Origin of the sequence: Streptomyces sp. NPDC087422 (assembly GCF_044744145.1) — a bacterium.
Classification (GTDB): Bacteria; Actinomycetota; Actinomycetes; order Streptomycetales; family Streptomycetaceae; genus Actinacidiphila.
Genome location: NZ_JBIUXT010000011.1, coordinates 178,571 through 196,028 on the forward strand (window position 1 = coordinate 178,571; position 17,458 = coordinate 196,028).

Here is a 17,458-nt window from a genome sequence, read left to right on the forward strand (position 1 = left end):
CCGCCGCTTCCGCGCGCTCCCGGCGGCGGATGTCAGAGCGCCGCCAGCTCCGGCAGCAGGTCCACCGCGAGCGACACGTCGGGGGTCAGCGCCCGGTCCTCGGTGGCCGTCGGCAGCGCGGAGTCCAGGACGGCGAAGACCGGCGCGTGCGTACCGGCGCCCGCCGACAGCACGGGAAGCGCCGGGTGCAGCCGCAACGCCCGTACGGCGGCGACGAGTTCGCAGGCGAGCACGAGCCGGTAGGCGTCCACGGCGCGCAGCGCCTGCCGGGTGGCCTGGGAGGCGAAGCTCGCGGCCTCCTCGACCCCGCGCGAGAGCACCGCGTGCCCGGCCGAGGCCGGTACGGCGCTGGCGCGTATCTCCGCGAGGGCGGAATTGGCGCTGTACTCCAGGATCATCATGCCCGAGCTGGCCGCCGAGCCCCCGGCGAGGTAGGAGCGCAGGCCGGTGATCTCGGGGTCTCCGAAGGCGGTCAGCCGCGCGGCGGACAGCTGTGCGGTCTGGAGTACGGCGAGACAGAGGTGGTCGAGCGCGAGCCCGACGGGCGTGGCCATGAAACCGCCGTGGTGGTACGCGACCGGCCCGCCGTCCGGTCCCTCCTCGCCGATCAGCGGGTTCTCCGAGGGGCAGTTGACCTCGACGTCCAGAATCCGGCGCAGTGCCCAGGCCGCCTCCAGCGCCGGGCCGTGCACCTGCGGGAAGGCCCGGAAGCCGTACGGGTCCTGGATGCGGCGGCCGGTGGCGCGCGGCCGGTCGGGGACGCCGAGCAGTCTGCGGACCTCGGCCCCGGCGTGCAGCGCGCCCGGATAGGGGCGGATGGCGAGGGCGGGCGCCGCGTACGCCTCGAGCGAGCCGGAGACGGCGGCGAGCGAGAGGGCCGTCACGGCGTGCGAGGCGCGCAGCAGGATGTCCAGGTCGTGGCAGACCAGCGCGGCCTGCCCGAGGGTGAAGGCGCTGCTGCTCATCAGCGCGAGCGCGTCGCCCTGCTGGAGGGTGACGCGGCCGGGGAAGGGCGCGGGCACCGCGGCCGGGTCGAGCGCGACGGCCGGGTCCAACCCACCGGCGGACGGCGGCACTTCACCGTCGGGCGACGGACCGGACGACGGCGAAGGCGACGGCGAAGGTGCCCGCGAGGGCGACGGCGAGGACTGCGGCGACGGCGACGGCCACGGCCCCTCGCGGAAGGCGTCCGCGGGATCCGGCTGCCGCCCCAAGTCCTCGTGCAGCCAAGGCCGTTCGCCGATCAGCGCGAGACCGGTCTCGGCGAGCGCCGTCAGATCCCCGGTGCCGACGGCCCCGTACTCGCTGACCGCCGGGTGCACACCGAGCCGCAGCGCCTCCACCAGGGCCTGCACGACGGCCGGTTGGAGCGCGGAGCCGCCCGCCAGCGCCTGGTTGGCGCGGACGGCGAGCGCGGCACGCACCTGGCGGGCCGGGAGCAGCGCCCCGACCCCGCCCGCATGGCTGCGCAGCAGCCGCAGGTCCTGTCCCGCCTGGTCCTCGTCGCTGACCGGCACGAGCCGGTTCGCGCCGACGCCGGTGTGCCGCCCGTACATCCGGCCCGCGGCGGCGGCCTGCCGCGCGGCCCGCCAGGAGCGGTCCGCGCGGGCCAGCGCCTCGGGCGGCACGGTGGGTACGGCCGTCCGGTCCGCGATCCGCGTCACGGCGTCGGCGTCCAGGCCGGCGCCGTCGAGCACCACGAAGGCTCCCTCCTCGGCGGAGGGCGCCGTCGTGCGGTGCGTCGGCGTCTCGGAATCAGAGGCTGTACCCACTGCGCTGTATCGGTCCCGCTGCCGCGGTCAGCCGAGGCCGACGGAGGTCAGCCAGGTCTTGGCGACCTCCAGCGGGTCCTTGTTGTCGCTCTGCACCTGGGTGTCCAGGCTGAGCAGGGCCGCCGTGTCGAGCTTCGCCGACACCGCGTTGAGCGCGGCGACGCCCTCCTTGGACAGACCGCTCTTGTAGACCAGCGGGATCACGTTCTCGAAGCCGAAGAGGTTCTCCGGGTCCTGGAGGACGACGAACTTCTCCTTCTCGATGGTCGGGTCCGTGGTGAAGACGTCGGCGGCCTGCACGTTGTTGTTCTTGAGCGCCGCCGCGGTCAGCGGACCGCCCGCGTCGAGCGCCTTGAACGACTTCGGCGTGAGGTTGTAGACCGACTTCAGGCCGACCAGGCCCTGCTGCCGGGTCTGGAACTCGGGCGAGGCGCCGATGGTGATCTCGGAGCCGTACTTCGCCAGGTCCGCGATGGTGGACTTCTCGGTCAGCTTGTACTTCGCCGCGGTGGCCGCGTTGACCGTCAGGGAGTCCTTGTCCTCGGCCGGTGCCATGTCGAGCAGCGTCAGCTTCGGGTCGAGCTTGGCGAGTGCCGCCTCGTTGGTGGCCTGGGCCGTCTTGGGCGTGGCCTTGGCGTCCAGGTATGCCAGAAGTGCGCCGTTGAACTCCGGCAGTACGGTCAGCGAACCGTTCTTCAGCAGGCCGTAGGTGGTCTCCCGGCTGCCGATGTTCGGCTTGTAGCTGACCTTGATCCCCTTGGCCTTCAGGGCCTCGCCGTAGATGTCGGCGATGAGGATGCTCTCGGGGAAGTTGTTGGAGCCGACGACCACGGTGTCGCCGCTCGCCTTCGACCCGGCCAGCGGGTCCTTGGCCTTGTCGGAGCCGGAGTCACCACAACCCGCGAGCAGGGGCGCCGCGACGGCGGCGACGACGGCGACCGCCGCGAGGCGGCGTATGTGGCTCGGGCTGGACCAGGTGCTCTTCACGTGAGAGGTCACGATTTCCGCTTCCGGGCTCGGGGAGTTTCGGTCTCTGATCGGGCGTACTCGTGGCGTAGGCGCACCCACACACGCGGACGTACGTCGAGTACGCACACACGTGCGGTTGCGAGTGCTACCCAGCGATCCAATCCAGCCGCTTCCGCGTCAGTCAAGAGCAGCCTGATCACCGATCGGCATCGATGTCTGAACACCGGTGGATTGGTCGGTGATTCCCGTTCCGTACGGTCGTGTCCGTAACAAATTATTGATGGTGTGGTCAGGTAGTCGTGGTCAAGAGGAGGTAGTCTCCCCGACGTTGGTCAGGTGCTCGGACAACCGCGGGGAGTATCCGGTCACTTCATTCCGGTTACGTACAGAAGCGTTCATTATGCGCCACTGTCGTCGTGTCCGGTTGTCGGCGAGCCGGTAAGCGGTTCCGGAGGAGGCTTGGTGTCCGTGCACGAGGTGGACGGGTCGGCACGTCCTGACCCGGAGCCACACGTCAGGGGCGGGGTACGGAACTTCGCCGACCGCTGGCCGTTCCGGCGCAAGCTCAACGTCCTCGTCGGCGTTCCGCTTGTCGTGGTCGCGATGCTGCTCGCCTACGTGATCACCGGCCTCGTCGGCCAGGCCCAGGACGCGGCCTCGGCCGCGCAGCTCGTCCGCGACAGCCGCCAGGTCGCCGAACTCGTCGACCTGGTCGAGACCGAGCACCAGCAGGCTCTGCTGCTGTCCGTGCGCTACGAATCGGCCACCTCGGGCAAGCGCCCGTCGCTGATCGCCTACCGGCAGGCGCGCACCGCCGTGGACGCGCAGGTGGAGAACGTACGCGCCACCTTCGGATCGCGGCTGCCCGCCGCGGAGGCCCAGGTCCTCAAGGAGATCAGCGGCCTCGGCAGCCTGCGGAGCACCATCGAGCAGAGCTATCTGCCCGCGGACAACATCGACCCGGCGTACACCGCGACCGTGGACGGCCTGATCGACGGCCTCGGCCTCGATCTGAACAAGAACCTCAGCTCGACCCGCACCGGCAGCATGCTGGACTCGCTGCTGCGTGCGGAGGCCGCGCACGCCTCCTTCGAGACCAGCGTCTTCTCCGCGCAGACCGGTGACACCAACGCGCTGATCGAGTTCAACAACGCGGTCGGCTACCAGCAGCTCTACGTCTCCCAGGCCAGCCGCTTCGGGCGGTTCGCCAGCGACGCGCAGCGCACGGAGCTGGCCGGGATCGAGATGAACCCGGTCTGGAACGGCATCGCGCTCCAGTACGCTGGCCTCCAGATCGACCCGAGCGCGCTGGAGGCCAGCGGCCCCGCGCAGGTGCGGGCGGCCTTCACCAAGGCCCTCAAGTCCTACCCGGACTACCAGAAGCAGGCGCAGACCCGGCTGAAGATCACCGGCTCGCTGATCGACCAGATCGCGCACCGCGCCGACCGGGCGTCCGACGACGCCTGGTGGCGGGCCGCGTGGCTGCTCGGCGGCGCGCTGCTGGCGTTCGTGCTGTGGCTGGCCTTCTCCGTGGCCGTACGCCGCTCGGTGATCCGGCCGGTGCAGGTGCTGACCGGGGCCGCGACGGAGGTCGCCGAGGTGGCCGGGCAGGAACTGGCCCGGGTCGCCGACGACGACGCGGACTTCGCGGGGGCGCCGCGCCTCCAGGAGGTGCCGGTCACCGCGCACGACGAGATCGGCGACCTGGCCGAGGCGTTCAACCGCGTGCAGTCCACCGCGGCGGCGCTGCTGGAACGCCAGGTGCTCAGCCGCCGCAACGTGGCCGAGATGTTCGGCAACGTCGGCCGCCGCGTCAGCAACCTGACGGCCCGTCAACTCACCCTGATCGACGCCCTGGAGCGCGGCGAGACCGACCCCGCGCTGCTCGACCGGCTGTACCGGATCGACCACCTGGCCGTACGCCTCCAGCGCAACGCCGACAGCCTGATGCTGCTCGCCGGTATCCGCGAGGCGGGCCTGGACGCCAGCCCCACCGCGCTGACCAACGTCGTACGCGCCGCGCTCGGCCAGATCGAGGGCTACCAGCGGGTCTCGCTGCTCGCGGACACCGACGTCACGGTCGCGCCCGACATCATCGCCGACCTGACGCTGATGCTGGCCGAACTCCTGGAGAACGCCGTGGCGTTCTCCCCGGCCCGCAGCCCCGTCGAGGTGTCGGTGCGCGACGGCGCCGAGGGCGCGCTGATCGAGATCACCGACCACGGCCTGGGCATGAGCGCGGAGCGGCTGGCGGAGGAGAACGCCCGGCTGATCCGCCGCGAGCGCCTCGACCTGGTGCCGACGAAGGTGCTCGGCCTCTTCGTGGTCGGCAGCCTGGCCCGGCGCTGGGGCATACGGGTCACGCTGACGCGGACGCCCGGCGGCGGTGTCACCAGCCGGGTGACGATCCCGGCGACGCTGCTGCTGCTCATGAGCCCGTTCGCGGAGCCCGTCGCAGAGGGGGCGGCTCCGGCCGCCAAGGCCGTCGGCGGCGCGCGGGAGGCCGTCGCGGCTCCCCGCCACGTCGAGGCCGAGGAGACGGTCGCGCTGCCCGAACGCCGTACCGCGCCGTCGTGGGCCGGTACGCCCGCGGCAGGCTCCCCCACGACACCCGCGACACCCGCGGGCCCCGCCCCGGTGCCCGCGCCGCGCGCGCCGGAACCGGCGGCAGGACGCGACGACGGACGCGACGGATCAGGATCAGCCGGACCGGGCGAACCCGGCGGCACCGGCGGACCGGGCGACGGCCGCGACGGCCTGACCCCGCTCCCCCGCCGCGTCCCGCAGCGCCAGGCGGCCGAGGAGACCCCGGCCGCCCCGGCGCCCGCGGCGGGCGGACCCACCGCCCCCCACTCCGAGCAGGACCGGCCCCCGAGCGACGGCGAGGACGGCGGCGCCCGTCCGCTGCGCCGCCGGGTGCGCGGTGCCACGCTCGCCACCACACTGACCGACGCGGGACGCGCGGCCGCGCGCCGGGCCCCCCGTCAGACAGACGCAGAAGAAGTCCGCTCGGAACTCGACGAGTTCGAGGCCGCAGTGGAGCGGGCCAACCGTGACGTCGCGAGCGGCACGGCACCCGGTACGACGAACAGCCAAGCAGGGCTTCCGGAAGGAGCGGACCAGTGACATCGCCGACAGGTGGGACCCCGGCCGGACAGGACCCGCCCGCCGATCTGCGCGCCGCCGCAGCCGACTTCACCTGGCTGCTGAACCGTTTCGCCACCGAGACCGCGGGCGTGGTCGACGCCATCGCCGTATCCTCCGACGGCCTGCTCATCGCCGTCTCGCAACTGCGCGACGCGGCCGACTCCGAGCGGCTTGCGGCCATCGTCTCCGGCATCACGAGCCTGGCGGCGGGCGCGGCGGGCAACTACGGTCTCGGCGGCCTCAACAAGGTGATCATCGATCTGGAGGACGGCCATGTGCTGGTCTCCGCGATCGGCAGCGGCGCGGTGCTCGGCGTCGTCACCTCCAAGGAAGCCAAGCTCGGCAACATCGCCTACGAGATGACGGTCTTCGCCAACCGCGCGGGCGCCGCCCTCAGCCCGCAGCTCGTCCTCGAACTCAAGAACAGCGTCGCCGTTCCGTCCCCGCGCGGCCGGTCCTGGGACTAGCGAAAAGCGAGGAGAGCAGAAGGAGGAGGCAGGCACATGGCGGCCGGTGACACGCCAGTCGGCGAGGGGTCCCGTACGGGCTCCGCCGACGACCCGGTCGGCCGGGCACCCGCGGTACGGCCGTTCCTGGTCACCGCGGGCCGGGTGGCCGGCACCAGGTCGGGACCGCCGATCCCGGTCGAGACCCAGGTGGTGACGACCGCGGCCGGTGTCGGGGCGCTCGACGGGCTCTCCTTCGAGGAGCACGACATCGTCGCGCTCTGCCGCGTGCCGCAGTCGCTGGCGGAGATCGCGGCCAAGCTCCGCCTGCATCTGAACGTGGTCCGCGTGCTGGCCGAGGACCTCCAGTCCGGCGGCCATCTGTCGGTCTACGTTCCCAGCTCCGACATCGCCCAGGACATCTCCGTACTGCGAAGGGTTATCGATGGGCTCCGCACCATCCCCGACTCCAGGGGGGCATTACGTGACACCGAGTGAGCCGGCGGGCCGGGGCGCCCGCAGGACCGACTCAGGGCTGCCGACCGCCGTCCGGCCGCCGCTGCCGGTGAAGATGGTGATCGCGGGCGGCTTCGGTGTCGGCAAGACCACCACCGTCGGGTCGATCTCCGAGATCAGGCCGCTGACCACGGAGGCGGCCATCACCGAGGTCGCCGCGGGCGTGGACGACCTCAGCCACACGCCGCACAAGACGACCACCACGGTCGCCATGGACTTCGGCTGCATCACGATCGACGCGTCGCTGAAGCTGTACCTGTTCGGCACGCCGGGGCAGGACCGTTTCGGCTTCATGTGGGACGACCTGGTGGAGGGCGCGCTCGGCGGGCTCGTCATCGTCGACACCCGGCGGCTCGACGACTGCTACGCCGCCGTCGATTACTTCGAGCACAAGGCGATCCCGTTCGCCGTCGCCGTCAACGCTTTCGACGGGCACGTCGAGCACGCCATGGACGAGGTGCGCTGGGCGCTGGACATCGCCGAGCAGGTGCCGGTGTTCACCTTCGACGCGCGCGAGCGCGGTTCGGTACGGGACGCGCTGCTGGTCGTCCTGGAGCTGGCGCTGGCGCGCGCGGAGGGCTGAGCGGGGGCCGTTGCCGTACGGCCCCCGACCGTTCCCCCACCGCTCCCGCGTGGCTTCCCCCTGCTCCTTCGCGCTGCCCGGCGGTCAGCCGCCGCGGCGCACTCCCGGGGACACCACGAGCCGGTTGACCAGCCAGAACAGGCCGATCGTGGCGAGGGCGAGGCCCGCCACGAGGGTCGCCCCGCCGACGACCTTCTCGTAGTTGCGCTGGTAGAGGCCGTCGATGATGTAGCGGCCGACACCGCCGAAGCTGACGTACGCGGCGATCGACGCGGTGGAGACCACCTGGATCGCCGCGGAGCGCAGGCCGCTGAGGATCAGCGGGAGCGCGACCGGCAGTTCGACCTGGAAGAGCACGCTCGTGGTGCTCATGCCCATGCCGCGGGCCGCGTCGACCGGCGAGGGGTCGACGGTGCGCACGGCCTCGTAGGTGGTGACCAGGATCGGCGGCACCGCGAGCGCGACCAGCGGGATCATCACCGGGGTCAGGCCGATGCCGACCCAGACGGTGATCAGCACCAGCAGGCCGAAGCTCGGCAGCGCCCGCGCGGCGGTCGCGATGGCCGCCAGCGCGTTCCCGCCGCGTCCGGTGTGGCCGGTGAACATGCCGATCGGCAGTCCGATGGCGGCGGCGATGGCGAGGGCCATGAGGCTGTACTGGACGTGCTCGAACAGCCGGTGCGGGATGCCGTCGGCGCCGTGCCAGTGCGAGCCGTCGCTGAAGAAGGCGTTGACGAAGTGCAGGACGTTCATCGGGCGGCGTCCTTCAGGGTGGGCGCGGTGGGCGCGGGTCGTGAGGCGGGCTCCGCCGGTTCCGACAGCGGTACGCCCTTGCGCCTGGCCTGTCCGCCGCGCGGCATCCACGGCGTGAGCAGCATGCGGATCAGGACGAGTACGCCGTCGACCGCCATGCCCAGTACGGCGATGGAGACCACGGAGGTCACCACCAGCGGTGTGCGGTGGTAGAACATGCCGTCGGTGAGCAGATTGCCGAGCGCTCCCTGGTTGCCGATCAGGGCGCCGACGCTGACCAGGCTGATGCTGGACACGGCCGCGACCCGCAGCCCGGCGAAGATCGCGGGCACCGCGATGGGCAACTGCACCTGGAGATAACGGCGTCCGGGGCCGAGGCCCATGGCGGTCGCGGCGGCCATCGTCTCCTCGGGCACCGACCGGACGCCGTCCACGATCGCCGGGACCAGCAGCACGAGGCTGTAGACGGTCAGCGGGATCATCACGGTGGTCTCGGTCGCGCCGGTGTAGTCGATGAGGACGACGAAGAAGGCGAGCGACGGGATCGCGTACAGCACGGTCGTGACCCACAGCACGGGCGAGTAGATCCACTTGAAGCGGACGCAGAGCTGGGCGACCGGCAGCGCGATGAGCGTGCCGAAGAGCACCGGGAGCAGCGCCTCGCGCAAGTGCAGGCCGATCAGGCCGAGATAGGAGTGCTGGAGGTCGCTGGGGATGGTGAAGTACTCGCTCATCGGGCGGCCTTGGCAGCGGTCTCCGGGTCGGCGTCGGCCGGGTCCGCGGCCTTCGCGCCGGACCCGCCGTGCCCGCCGGACGCGGCGGTCTTCGCGGCGCCCCTGCCCGCGCCGCGTTCCGCGTGGGCGCCGCGGATGGCCTCGGCGATCGTCGTCTGCGAGGTGACGCCGACCACCCGCCCGGTGTCGTCCACGGCGACCGCCCAGCCGGTGGGCGAGAGCACCGCGCAGTCCAGCGCGTCGCGCAGCGACTCCTCGCCGAAGACGAACGGGCGCCCGTGCGGCAGCAGATCGGCGCGGTCCAGCCGGTCGGCGCCCTTGGCCGCGGCGGCGGGCTCGGTCCAGCCGATCGGCCTGCCGTCGGTGTCGGTGACCAGGAGGTACGGGGCGTCGGACGCCGCGGTGCGCTCGGCGACCTGGGCAGAGCTCGAGTCGACGGCGATGATCGGCGCGGTGGTGAGTTCGAGTCCCGCCGAGGTGAAGAAGGACAGCCGGCGGATGCCGCGGTCGGTGCCGAGGAAGTCCTCGACGAACGCGTCGGCGGGGGCGGTCAGCAGCTCGTCCGGCGGCGCGTACTGGGCGAGTTTCCCGCCGGTCCGCAGCACCGCGACCATGTCGCCGAGCTTGATGGCCTCGTCGATGTCGTGCGTGACGAAGACGATGGTCTTGCCCAACTCGGCCTGGATACGCAGCAGTTCGGCCTGGAGCCCCTTGCGGACGATCGGGTCGACCGCGGAGAAGGGCTCGTCCATCAGCAGGACGGGCGGGTCGGCGGCCAGCGCCCTGGCCACGCCGACGCGCTGCTGCTGGCCGCCGGAGAGCTGGTACGGGTAGCGCTTGGCCATCGAGGCGTCCAGGCCGACGCGTTCCATCAGGTCCCTGGCGCGCTTCCTGGCCCGGTTGCGGTCCCAGCCCAGCATGCGCGGCACGGTCGCGATGTTGTCCACGATGGTGCGGTGCTGGAAGAGTCCGGCGTTCTGGATCACGTAACCCATCGACCGGCGCAGCGCGTTGACCGGCTGCGCGTGGATGTCGGCGCCGTCCAGCAGGATCCGGCCACCGCTGGGCTCGACCATCCGGTTGATCATCCGCAAGGTGGTGGTCTTCCCGCAGCCGGAGGGTCCGACCAGTACGGTGATCGAGCCGTCGGGTATGTCAAGGGAGAGTTCGTCGACCGCCACAGTGCCGTCGGGGTATCGCTTGGTCACCGAATCTATCTGTATCAAGTTCCTGATCCCCTTCGGGGCTGGGCTTGGGGGGACTGTTTCCGGCCGTCGCGCGGAAAGCCTATCCCGCACATGTGTCCGTTCCGGGGAACATCCGTCCCATGGGACGCAGGGCGGCCATCTTGACATGGGCAGGACATAGGGGTGTTCTGGTCTCGACCACGGCCCGGAGGACGGCACTTGGCCGGACCCCGCGGCCCGGCCCGGTCCCCGGACCCGGTCACCCCCCACCATCCGTCGCACAGGCGGCGTCCGAGCCGCCGGGAAGCGGAGCCATGCCCGCACACATGCCCGCGCACCTGTCCGCTCACCACGCGGTCCCCCACCGTCCGTCGCGCGTGCGTTCCTCGCGCGTCCTCGTCCTCGTGCTGTCCTGCCTGCTGCTGAGTCTGGTCCCCACGACCTTCAGGGCACAGGCCGCGACAGCGATCTGCAACACGTACTGCGACGCGCGCGATCCGGCCGCCGCGCCCTCGGAGCGCGTGCCCGTCAGCGCCTCGATCTACTCCCGCAGCATTCAACTTCATGTGGATGACAACGATGCCATGGGCTGGGCGTCCATCGGCAACGGCAGTCCGGGCGACGAGGTCTGGCTCGACCGGTCCTTCGACGGCGGCGCCACCTGGACAAACGGCAGCAAGCTCGGCGACACCGTCACGCCCGCGGCCAACAGCGGCTGGCGCACGCTGATGTACAACGTGGACGACTGGAACACCAACGGGGTCGGCGCGCTGCGCGCCTGCGGCAAGGCGGGCGACCGGCCCGAGATCGCCTGCACCCAGTGGGCCAGGTCCAACTGGAACGCCTGGAGCCGGAGCACGGCCGCCGCCACCGCGCTGATGATGAAGTGGGACCGCGGCACCGGGCTGTTCGGCGGCAACGGCTGGTGGACCGCGGCCAACGCGCTCACCTCGGTGATCGACAACATCCGCACCAGCGGCATGCCCAGCTACGGCTACGCGGTCTCGCGCACCTACGACCTCAACGTCAACGCGCGCGAGGGCCAGTTCAGGAACGACTACCTGGACGACACCGGCTGGTGGGGCCTGGCCTGGGTCGACGCGTACGACCTGACCGGCGACAGCCGCTACCTGAACACCGCCCGCGCCGACGCCGACCACATGTTCGGCTACTGGACGAGCAAGTGCGGCGGCGGAGTGCAGTGGAACGAGACGAACGCGTACAAGAACGCCATCACCAACGAGCTGTACCTCCAGCTCAACGCCGCGCTCCACAACCGGATCTCCGGTGACAGCGTCTATCTCGGGCGGGCGCGGAGCGAGTGGAGTTGGTTCCAGAGCAGCGGGATGATCAACTCCTCGCACCTGGTCAACGACGGGCTCAACGACTCCTGCGTCAACAACGGCCAGCCGACGTGGACGTACAACCAGGGCGTGATCCTCGGCGGTCTGAGCGAGCTGTACAAGGCGACCGGCGACAGCGGGCTGCTGACCACCGCGCGCACCCTCGGCAACGCCTCGACCACGTCCACCGCGGTCAACTCCGGCGGGGTGCTGCGCGAGCCGGGCGAGGGCGACTCGTGCGACAACGACGGCGCGTCGTTCAAGGGCGCGTACGTCCGGGGGCTGCGCGACCTCAACAAGCAGCTCTCCGACCGCCCGTACAGCGGGTATCTGCGCACGCAGGCGAACGCGGCGCACGCCAACGACCGCAACGCGCTGGACGTGTACGGGCCGCACTGGAACGGGCCGCTGGCCGGGACGGGTTACGGCTGCCAGCAGAGCGCGCTGGACGCGCTCACCGCGTCCGAGGCGAGCTGACGTCTCCGCCGTGAGCGTCACACGCCGCCGCCCGCCCCGGAGTCCGGGACGGGCGGCGGCTCTCTGTGCGCGGGCTCGGCCTCGGATTCGGCCTCGGATTCGGCCTCGGCCTCGGTATCGGCCTCAGCCGACCGACAGGGCGAACACGTGGAAGCCGCTGTCGTTCGGCAGCGTCACCGTGGCGACCGTCTTGGCCGGGTCGAGCGCGCCGCCCGTGGTGTACAGGCTGACGGCGTGGTCGCCGAGCGTGTCACCGGGCGGCCGGTTCCAGTTGGCCGTGGTGACCGCCAACTGGCTGTTGCCGCTGGCCGCGTTGCTGTACCAGTCGGGCAGGACGACCGCGAGGTCCGCGCTCGTGCCGTCGGTGTAGGTCACCTTGACCGTCCCGGCGTGCGTGGAGCTGATGCCCGTGCCGAGCAGGCCCAGGCGGGTGCCCTGCCCCCGCAACCGGATCACCTGCCCGGCCGCCGCCACGTTGTCGGGCTGGCCCGGCTGCGTGTCCGGCCAGGTGTACGGCAGTCCGCCCGCGGTCACCGTGGCGCCCGGCGTGTAGCCGACCGCCGCCAGTTGGGTGGCGGAGAAGCTGTAACCGGCGGGGTCGAGGGTGCCGGTACTCGGATCGCTGTCGGCGCTGATCCCCTTGTTGTTGTACGCGGCGGCCGTCGTCGCGTACGGGACGGTGGTCGCGGCGTCCGCGGTCCTGCTCTGCCTGCCGCTGAGGTCGTACGTCGCCTTCCCCGTCAGTGTGGCCGCGCCCGGCACCGCGTTCGCGGGCGCCGTGACGACCCAGGTGGCGCTCACCGAGGAGTGCGGCGCGACCGTACGGCCGACGGCCTTGCCGGGTGCGGGCGTCGCCGTCCAGCCGGCCGGGACCTTCAGGCTCAGCGCGAGGTCGCGCACGGTCGAGTCGCCGGTGTTGGTGAAGGTCTGCTTCACCGGGTACGAGGCACCGGCGTCGGCGGTGGCGGGCACGGAGAGCGCGGTGTACTGCGCGCCGACCGTCCTGCTCACCGTCACCGCGGACGTCAGCGGGGTGTCGGCGGACGACTGGCCGACGTACAGCGGGTAACGGCCCTTGAGGACCGTCCAGTCGTGCGCGTCGGCGTCCCACGTCCGGAACGCGTCGGCGGACAGGGTCAGCCGTACGGTCTTCGTCCGGCCCGGCTTGAGCTGGACCTTGGCGAAGGTCTTCAGGGCTTTCGGCGGCTCGCCGGACCCGGCCGGGTAGCCGATGTAGAGCTGCACCACGTCGGTGCCGGTGCGGCGGCCGGTGTTGGTGACGTCCACCGAGACCCGGACCGGCTGGGTGCCGCGGGCGGTGGCCTCGACCCGGTCGTGGTCGACCCTGAGGCGGGACTGCTTGAAGGTGGTGTACGACAGGCCGTATCCGAACGGGAAGAGCGGGGTCTGGCCCTGCTGGTCGTACCAGCGGTAGCCGACGTCCAGGCGTTCGCTGTAGTCGTACACGCCGTTGACCGCGGGGTAGCGGCCTGGCGCGGCGGCGACGGCGGTCTGCGTGTCGGACTTCGGGAAGCTGACGGGCAGCCGGCCGCCGGGCTCGGCGTCGCCGGTGAGCAGCGCGGCCAGCGCGTTGCCGTCCTCCTGGCCCGGGTACCACATGTCGAGCACGGCGGGGACGTCGGAGAGCCACGGCATGAGCACCGGCGCCCCGGCCCTGACGACCACGACGGTACGGGGGTTGGCGGCGGCGACCGCGCGGATCAGGTCGTCCTCGATGCCGGGGAGCGCCAGCGTCGTACGGTCGGAGCCCTCGCTGGAGGAGTCGCCGACCACGACGACGGCCGCGTCGGCCTTGGCGGCGGCGTCGGCCGCGGCCTGGATGGTCGGGTCGGGCAGTCCTGCCCCGGACCAGCCGATGGTCACCGAGGCGTTCTGGGCGCTGTCGTAGTACTCCACGCGCAGGCTGTGCGGCTCGCCCGCGGTGAGCTGGACGGGCGCGCTCTTGACCGTACTGGCCGCGTGGTCGGACCAGTTGTCGACGATGAGCTGTCCGTCGAGGTAGATCCGGCTGCCGTCGTCACTGGTCGCGGAGAAGGTGTACGCGGCCGTGGCGGGCGCGGTGACCGTGCCGGTCCAGCGGGCGGAGAAGTTGTCGACGGGGATGCCGTCGGCCGGGGAGCCGAGGACCCAGTCGAAGTCGATGTCCGGGTCGTCGCGGGTGACCGCGGGCGTCCCGGAGAGCGTCTTGTTCGCGAAGTACTCGCCCTTGAGGCCGGTGAGCGCGGAGGCCGGGATCGCCGGGAAGCCGCCGGCGCCGCCCGCCTTCACCGAGGTGACGTCGACTCCGCTGCCCAGCCTGGCCTTCAGCCCCGAGACCGGGTCGACCTTCTTGTACGGGGTGACCGCGGAGCTGCCTCCGCCGCCGGTGACCGCGGTCTCGGCGTTCGGGCCGATGACGGCCAGGGACTTCAGCTTCCTGGTGTCCAGCGGCAGGGTGCTGCCGCTGTTCTTCAGCAGGACGCTGCCGTCCTCGGCCGCCTTGCGCGCGAAGGCGCTGTCGGCCTCGTAGTCGACGGCGGTGGGGGTCTTGGCCTCGAACTGCCCGGTGCGGAACTCCAGTCGCAGGATGCGGCGGGCCGCGTCGTCCAGGACGGACTGCGGCACCTGGCCGGCCGCGACGGCCGCCGGGAGCTGCTGGAAGTAGGTGGTGCCGCTGAACTCCTGGTCGAGACCGGCCAGCGCGGAGGCCACGGTGCTGTGGTTGGCCGGGTAGTCGGTGTCGACGACGCCGTCGTACTTCCAGGTGTCGATCAGGATGTCGCGCAGGATCTGCGCGTTCTCGCAGGCGTAGGTGCCGTTGACCTTGTTGTAGGCGCACATCAGGGACCAGACGTGGGCGTCCTTGACGGCCTTCTCGAAGGCGGGCAGGTAGATCTCGTGCAGCGTGCGCTCGTCGATGTTCGAGCTGGTCGTCGTGCGGCCGTTCTCCTGGTTGTTGCCCGCGTAGTGCTTGACCTGCGCGGCGACGCCCTGCTTCTGGATGCCGTCGATCTCGGACGCGCCGATGTCACCGGCCAGCGCCGGGTCCTCGCCGAAGGTCTCGAAGTCGCGCCCGCCGAGCGGGGTGCGCACGATGTTCACCATGGGGCCGTAGATGACCTGGTAGCCGCGGGACTTGGCCTCCGAGCCCATCACCGTGCCGTACCGCCTGGCGAGTTCGGTGTCGAAGGACGCGGCCAGCGAGACCGGGGACGGCAGCGCGGTGGCGGGCTGCCCGTCGCGTACGCCGCCGGGGCCGTCAGTGAACTGCGTGCCGGGGATGCCGAGGCGGTCGATGCCCGGTATGTAGCCGGTGGCGTGCGACCCGCTCGGCACGCCCACCGCCGTCATGAGCGTGGCCTTCTCGGTGTTGGTCATCTGCCCGAGCAGCAGGTCGATCCGTTTCTCCAGCGGGAGCCGGGAGTTGAGCCAGGGTCGCTGCCCGGCTCCGGCGGGCCCGGTGCTGCCGGACGCGGGTCCTGCCAGCGCCAGCGGTACGGCGAGGGCGGTGACAGCGGCTGCTGCGACCGCGAGACGAGCCATGCGCATACGTTCTCCAAAGGGGCGTCATTGCCGGCGAATTCAGGAGGTGAACGCAAACGCCTCGAAGTCTGCGCTCACCCAGGAAGAGCGTCAAGAACATGAACACGACACGCTGTTCTGAACGCGCCGACCCTTCGGGTCCCGGCGTCCGTCCCGGTTCCGGCGGCCGGGACGGGGGCGGGGGCGGGGCCTTCCCTGGCGGCGGGGCCTTCCTTGGGGGCAGGGCCTTCCTTGGGGGCAGGGCCTTCCGCGGCGGCGCGGTCTTCCACGGCGGCGCGGTCTTCCACGGCGGCGGGGCCTTCTGCGGTGGCGGGGGTCACAGGGGGCAGGGTGGCTCCGGAGCGGGGCGCGGGGGATCATGGGTGCGGACGACGGGCGGGCGAGCGGAGGTACGGGCGTGACGGCGGCGTTGGTGGTGCAGCACGGGGCATCCGGAGGGCCCGGCCGATGGGAGGGCTGGCTCGGCGAGGGCGGCGTCGGCGTGGACGTGGTCGCCGCGTACGACGGCGAGAAGGTGCCCGAGCGGCTGGGGCGGCGCCCCCTGATCGTGCTCGGCGGCGGCTATCTGCCCGACGACGACGAGCGGGCCCCGTGGCTGGCGGCCACGCGCGAGCTGGTGCGGCAGGCGCTGGAGGCCGGCACACCGGTGTTCGGGATCTGCCTGGGCGGCCAGATGCTGGCGCAGGTCGCGGGCGGCGCGGTGCGCGGCGAGCACGGGCGGCCCGAATTCGGCAGCACGACCTTGACGCTGCGTCAGGAGGCGGCGGACGACCCGCTGTTCACCGGGCTGCCCGAGCATCCCACCGCGATCGAGAACCATGTGGACGCCATCGTCGAACTCCCCGACGGCGCGCGGTGGCTGGCCGAGAGCGAGCGCTGCCCGTACCAGGCGTTCCGGGTCGGCGAGAACGCCTGGGGCGTCCAGTTCCACCCGGAGACCACGGCGGACCGCATCCGCGGGTGGAACGTCGAACGCCTGCGGCGGCACGGCGTGGACCGCGACGAGCTGCACCGCGCCGCCGTGCGGGACGACGCGGCCGCGGCCGACGTATGGCGTCAGGTGGCGTTGCGCTTCGCCGCCGTCGCGTCGGCGGCGTGATCACCTCGCGCGGGTGAGCGCGGGGGAACGCGGTCACGCCGCGTACCGCACGACGGCCCCTGTGCCGTGCCGGGCGGCGGGCCTTGCCGCAGGGCGCTTCACAGGGTCCGTGCGGATGTCACTCCACGCGGCGTAGATCCTCGGCCCACTCCAGTGACACGAGCACCGTCTCGACCCTGGAGCGCAGCCCCAGCTTCCGGGTGATGCTCGTCAGATGCGCCTTCACGGTGCGCTCGGCGATACCGAGCCGGGAGGCGAGTGCCCTGTTGCCCTCGCCGAAGCCCATGACGCTCAGTACCTCGCGCTCGCGGGGGGTGAGGGTGCTGAGCGCCGAGCGCTCCAGTGGCGCGAGACCCGCGCCGCCACCCCGTCCCCTGTCGAACCGACTCAATCCTTGACGGTCAGTAAGAAGCTTGTCCCCGTACACGCTACTCCCCAACTCCCAATGAAGACCTTCAACGCAGAAGGTGCCGAATGGGCTGAACACGCCAATCGCCCGACCGAATTTGACCGTTCATATCGTCACTCCCTTCGCCGGGCTTCATGAGCTCGCGGTGATCGGCCGGATATTGACGCTCCGCCCACTCCCCGACAGTAAACAACGGGGGCTGTCCGCCGCCCGGTTCAGGCGAGGCAATCACGTGACCTACGCCACATACGTGACACCCCGATCCAGGTTTAGCAGCGGCGATGCGTCAACTCCCCAGGCCAGACGGGCAGTTGTGTGACATAGTTGAAAGCCGGGCGCAATTCGCGCGGGAGCGCTCCCGCTTCTCATTGACGCTCCGTCAGCCCGGTGGACGCGCGTGCCGGCGGCACATGTCCGGTCATTCGACACGCGGGCATTCGGCACCCGTGAATCGGCGCCGCGCGCGCTCATACGATTGCG

At 71.6% G+C, this 17,458-nt stretch carries 13 protein-coding genes; 6 read left to right on the plus strand and 7 right to left on the minus strand.

The window, feature by feature from the left end; genetic code table 11:
• Positions 1-32 precede the first annotated feature (32 nt).
• Both ACIO6U_RS29490 and ACIO6U_RS29495 read right to left on the minus strand, forming a co-directional pair.
• Positions 33-1,700 (minus strand): aromatic amino acid ammonia-lyase, encoded by a 1,668-nt coding sequence (locus tag ACIO6U_RS29490; protein ID WP_401723700.1) that lies wholly within the window; start codon positions 1,698-1,700, stop codon positions 33-35.
• A 99-nt stretch (positions 1,701-1,799) separates the two neighbouring features.
• Positions 1,800-2,771: a glycine betaine ABC transporter substrate-binding protein gene (locus tag ACIO6U_RS29495; RefSeq protein WP_391044472.1), complete on the minus strand. Its 972-nt coding sequence runs from the start codon at positions 2,769-2,771 to the stop codon at positions 1,800-1,802.
• A gap of 432 nt (positions 2,772-3,203) precedes the next feature.
• On the opposite strand from ACIO6U_RS29495, the gene ACIO6U_RS29500 reads away from it, so the two are divergent.
• From ACIO6U_RS29500 to ACIO6U_RS29515, 4 genes are read left to right on the plus strand one after another with little or no spacing between them, the layout of a single operon-like run.
• Positions 3,204-5,867, plus strand: coding sequence for an ATP-binding protein (locus ACIO6U_RS29500; RefSeq protein ID WP_401723703.1), 2,664 nt, complete (start codon positions 3,204-3,206; stop codon positions 5,865-5,867).
• The gene (locus tag ACIO6U_RS29505; protein ID WP_355344344.1) at positions 5,864-6,355 is read left to right on the plus strand and encodes a roadblock/LC7 domain-containing protein; all 492 of its coding nucleotides are present in this window, start codon (positions 5,864-5,866) and stop codon (positions 6,353-6,355) included. Before ACIO6U_RS29500 ends, ACIO6U_RS29505 begins: the two co-directional genes overlap by 4 nt.
• A 36-nt stretch (positions 6,356-6,391) precedes the next feature.
• Positions 6,392-6,832, plus strand: a complete 441-nt coding sequence (locus ACIO6U_RS29510) for a DUF742 domain-containing protein (RefSeq protein WP_188280651.1) — start codon at positions 6,392-6,394, stop codon at positions 6,830-6,832.
• Complete coding sequence (locus tag ACIO6U_RS29515) at positions 6,819-7,433, plus strand: GTP-binding protein (RefSeq protein ID WP_401723706.1); 615 nt, start codon at positions 6,819-6,821, stop codon at positions 7,431-7,433. Before ACIO6U_RS29510 ends, ACIO6U_RS29515 begins: the two co-directional genes overlap by 14 nt.
• 84 nt (positions 7,434-7,517) lie before the next feature.
• Here ACIO6U_RS29515 and ACIO6U_RS29520 read toward each other — a convergent pair whose 3' ends face one another.
• Genes ACIO6U_RS29520 through ACIO6U_RS29530 form a run of 3 tightly spaced genes read right to left on the minus strand, consistent with a single transcriptional unit; the run spans position 7,518 to position 10,146 of the window.
• A complete protein-coding gene (locus ACIO6U_RS29520; RefSeq protein ID WP_391122545.1) occupies positions 7,518-8,186 on the minus strand; it encodes an ABC transporter permease subunit in 669 nt (222 codons plus the stop codon).
• Positions 8,183-8,920 (minus strand): ABC transporter permease, encoded by a 738-nt coding sequence (locus ACIO6U_RS29525; protein ID WP_355344354.1) that lies wholly within the window; start codon positions 8,918-8,920, stop codon positions 8,183-8,185. The genes ACIO6U_RS29520 and ACIO6U_RS29525 overlap by 4 nt, the downstream gene beginning before the upstream one ends.
• The gene (locus ACIO6U_RS29530) at positions 8,917-10,146 is read right to left on the minus strand and encodes an ABC transporter ATP-binding protein (protein WP_355344357.1); all 1,230 of its coding nucleotides are present in this window, start codon (positions 10,144-10,146) and stop codon (positions 8,917-8,919) included. Before ACIO6U_RS29530 ends, ACIO6U_RS29525 begins: the two co-directional genes overlap by 4 nt.
• A gap of 287 nt (positions 10,147-10,433) precedes the next feature.
• On the opposite strand from ACIO6U_RS29530, the gene ACIO6U_RS29535 reads away from it, so the two are divergent.
• Positions 10,434-11,927, plus strand: a complete 1,494-nt coding sequence (locus ACIO6U_RS29535; RefSeq protein WP_401723786.1) for a glycoside hydrolase family 76 protein — start codon at positions 10,434-10,436, stop codon at positions 11,925-11,927.
• A gap of 123 nt (positions 11,928-12,050) precedes the next feature.
• On the opposite strand, the gene ACIO6U_RS29540 is transcribed toward ACIO6U_RS29535, so the two are convergent.
• A complete protein-coding gene (locus ACIO6U_RS29540; protein ID WP_401723711.1) occupies positions 12,051-15,470 on the minus strand; it encodes a glycoside hydrolase family 3 C-terminal domain-containing protein in 3,420 nt (1,139 codons plus the stop codon).
• Positions 15,471-15,828: 358 nt separating this feature from the next.
• Between ACIO6U_RS29540 and ACIO6U_RS29545 the strand changes: the two genes are divergently transcribed.
• Positions 15,829-16,569: a glutamine amidotransferase-related protein gene (locus tag ACIO6U_RS29545; RefSeq protein WP_391161574.1), complete on the plus strand. Its 741-nt coding sequence runs from the start codon at positions 15,829-15,831 to the stop codon at positions 16,567-16,569.
• A gap of 118 nt (positions 16,570-16,687) precedes the next feature.
• On the opposite strand, the gene ACIO6U_RS29550 is transcribed toward ACIO6U_RS29545, so the two are convergent.
• A complete protein-coding gene (locus tag ACIO6U_RS29550) occupies positions 16,688-16,960 on the minus strand; it encodes a LuxR C-terminal-related transcriptional regulator (RefSeq protein ID WP_355344366.1) in 273 nt (90 codons plus the stop codon).
• Positions 16,961-17,458: the final 498 nt, after the last annotated feature.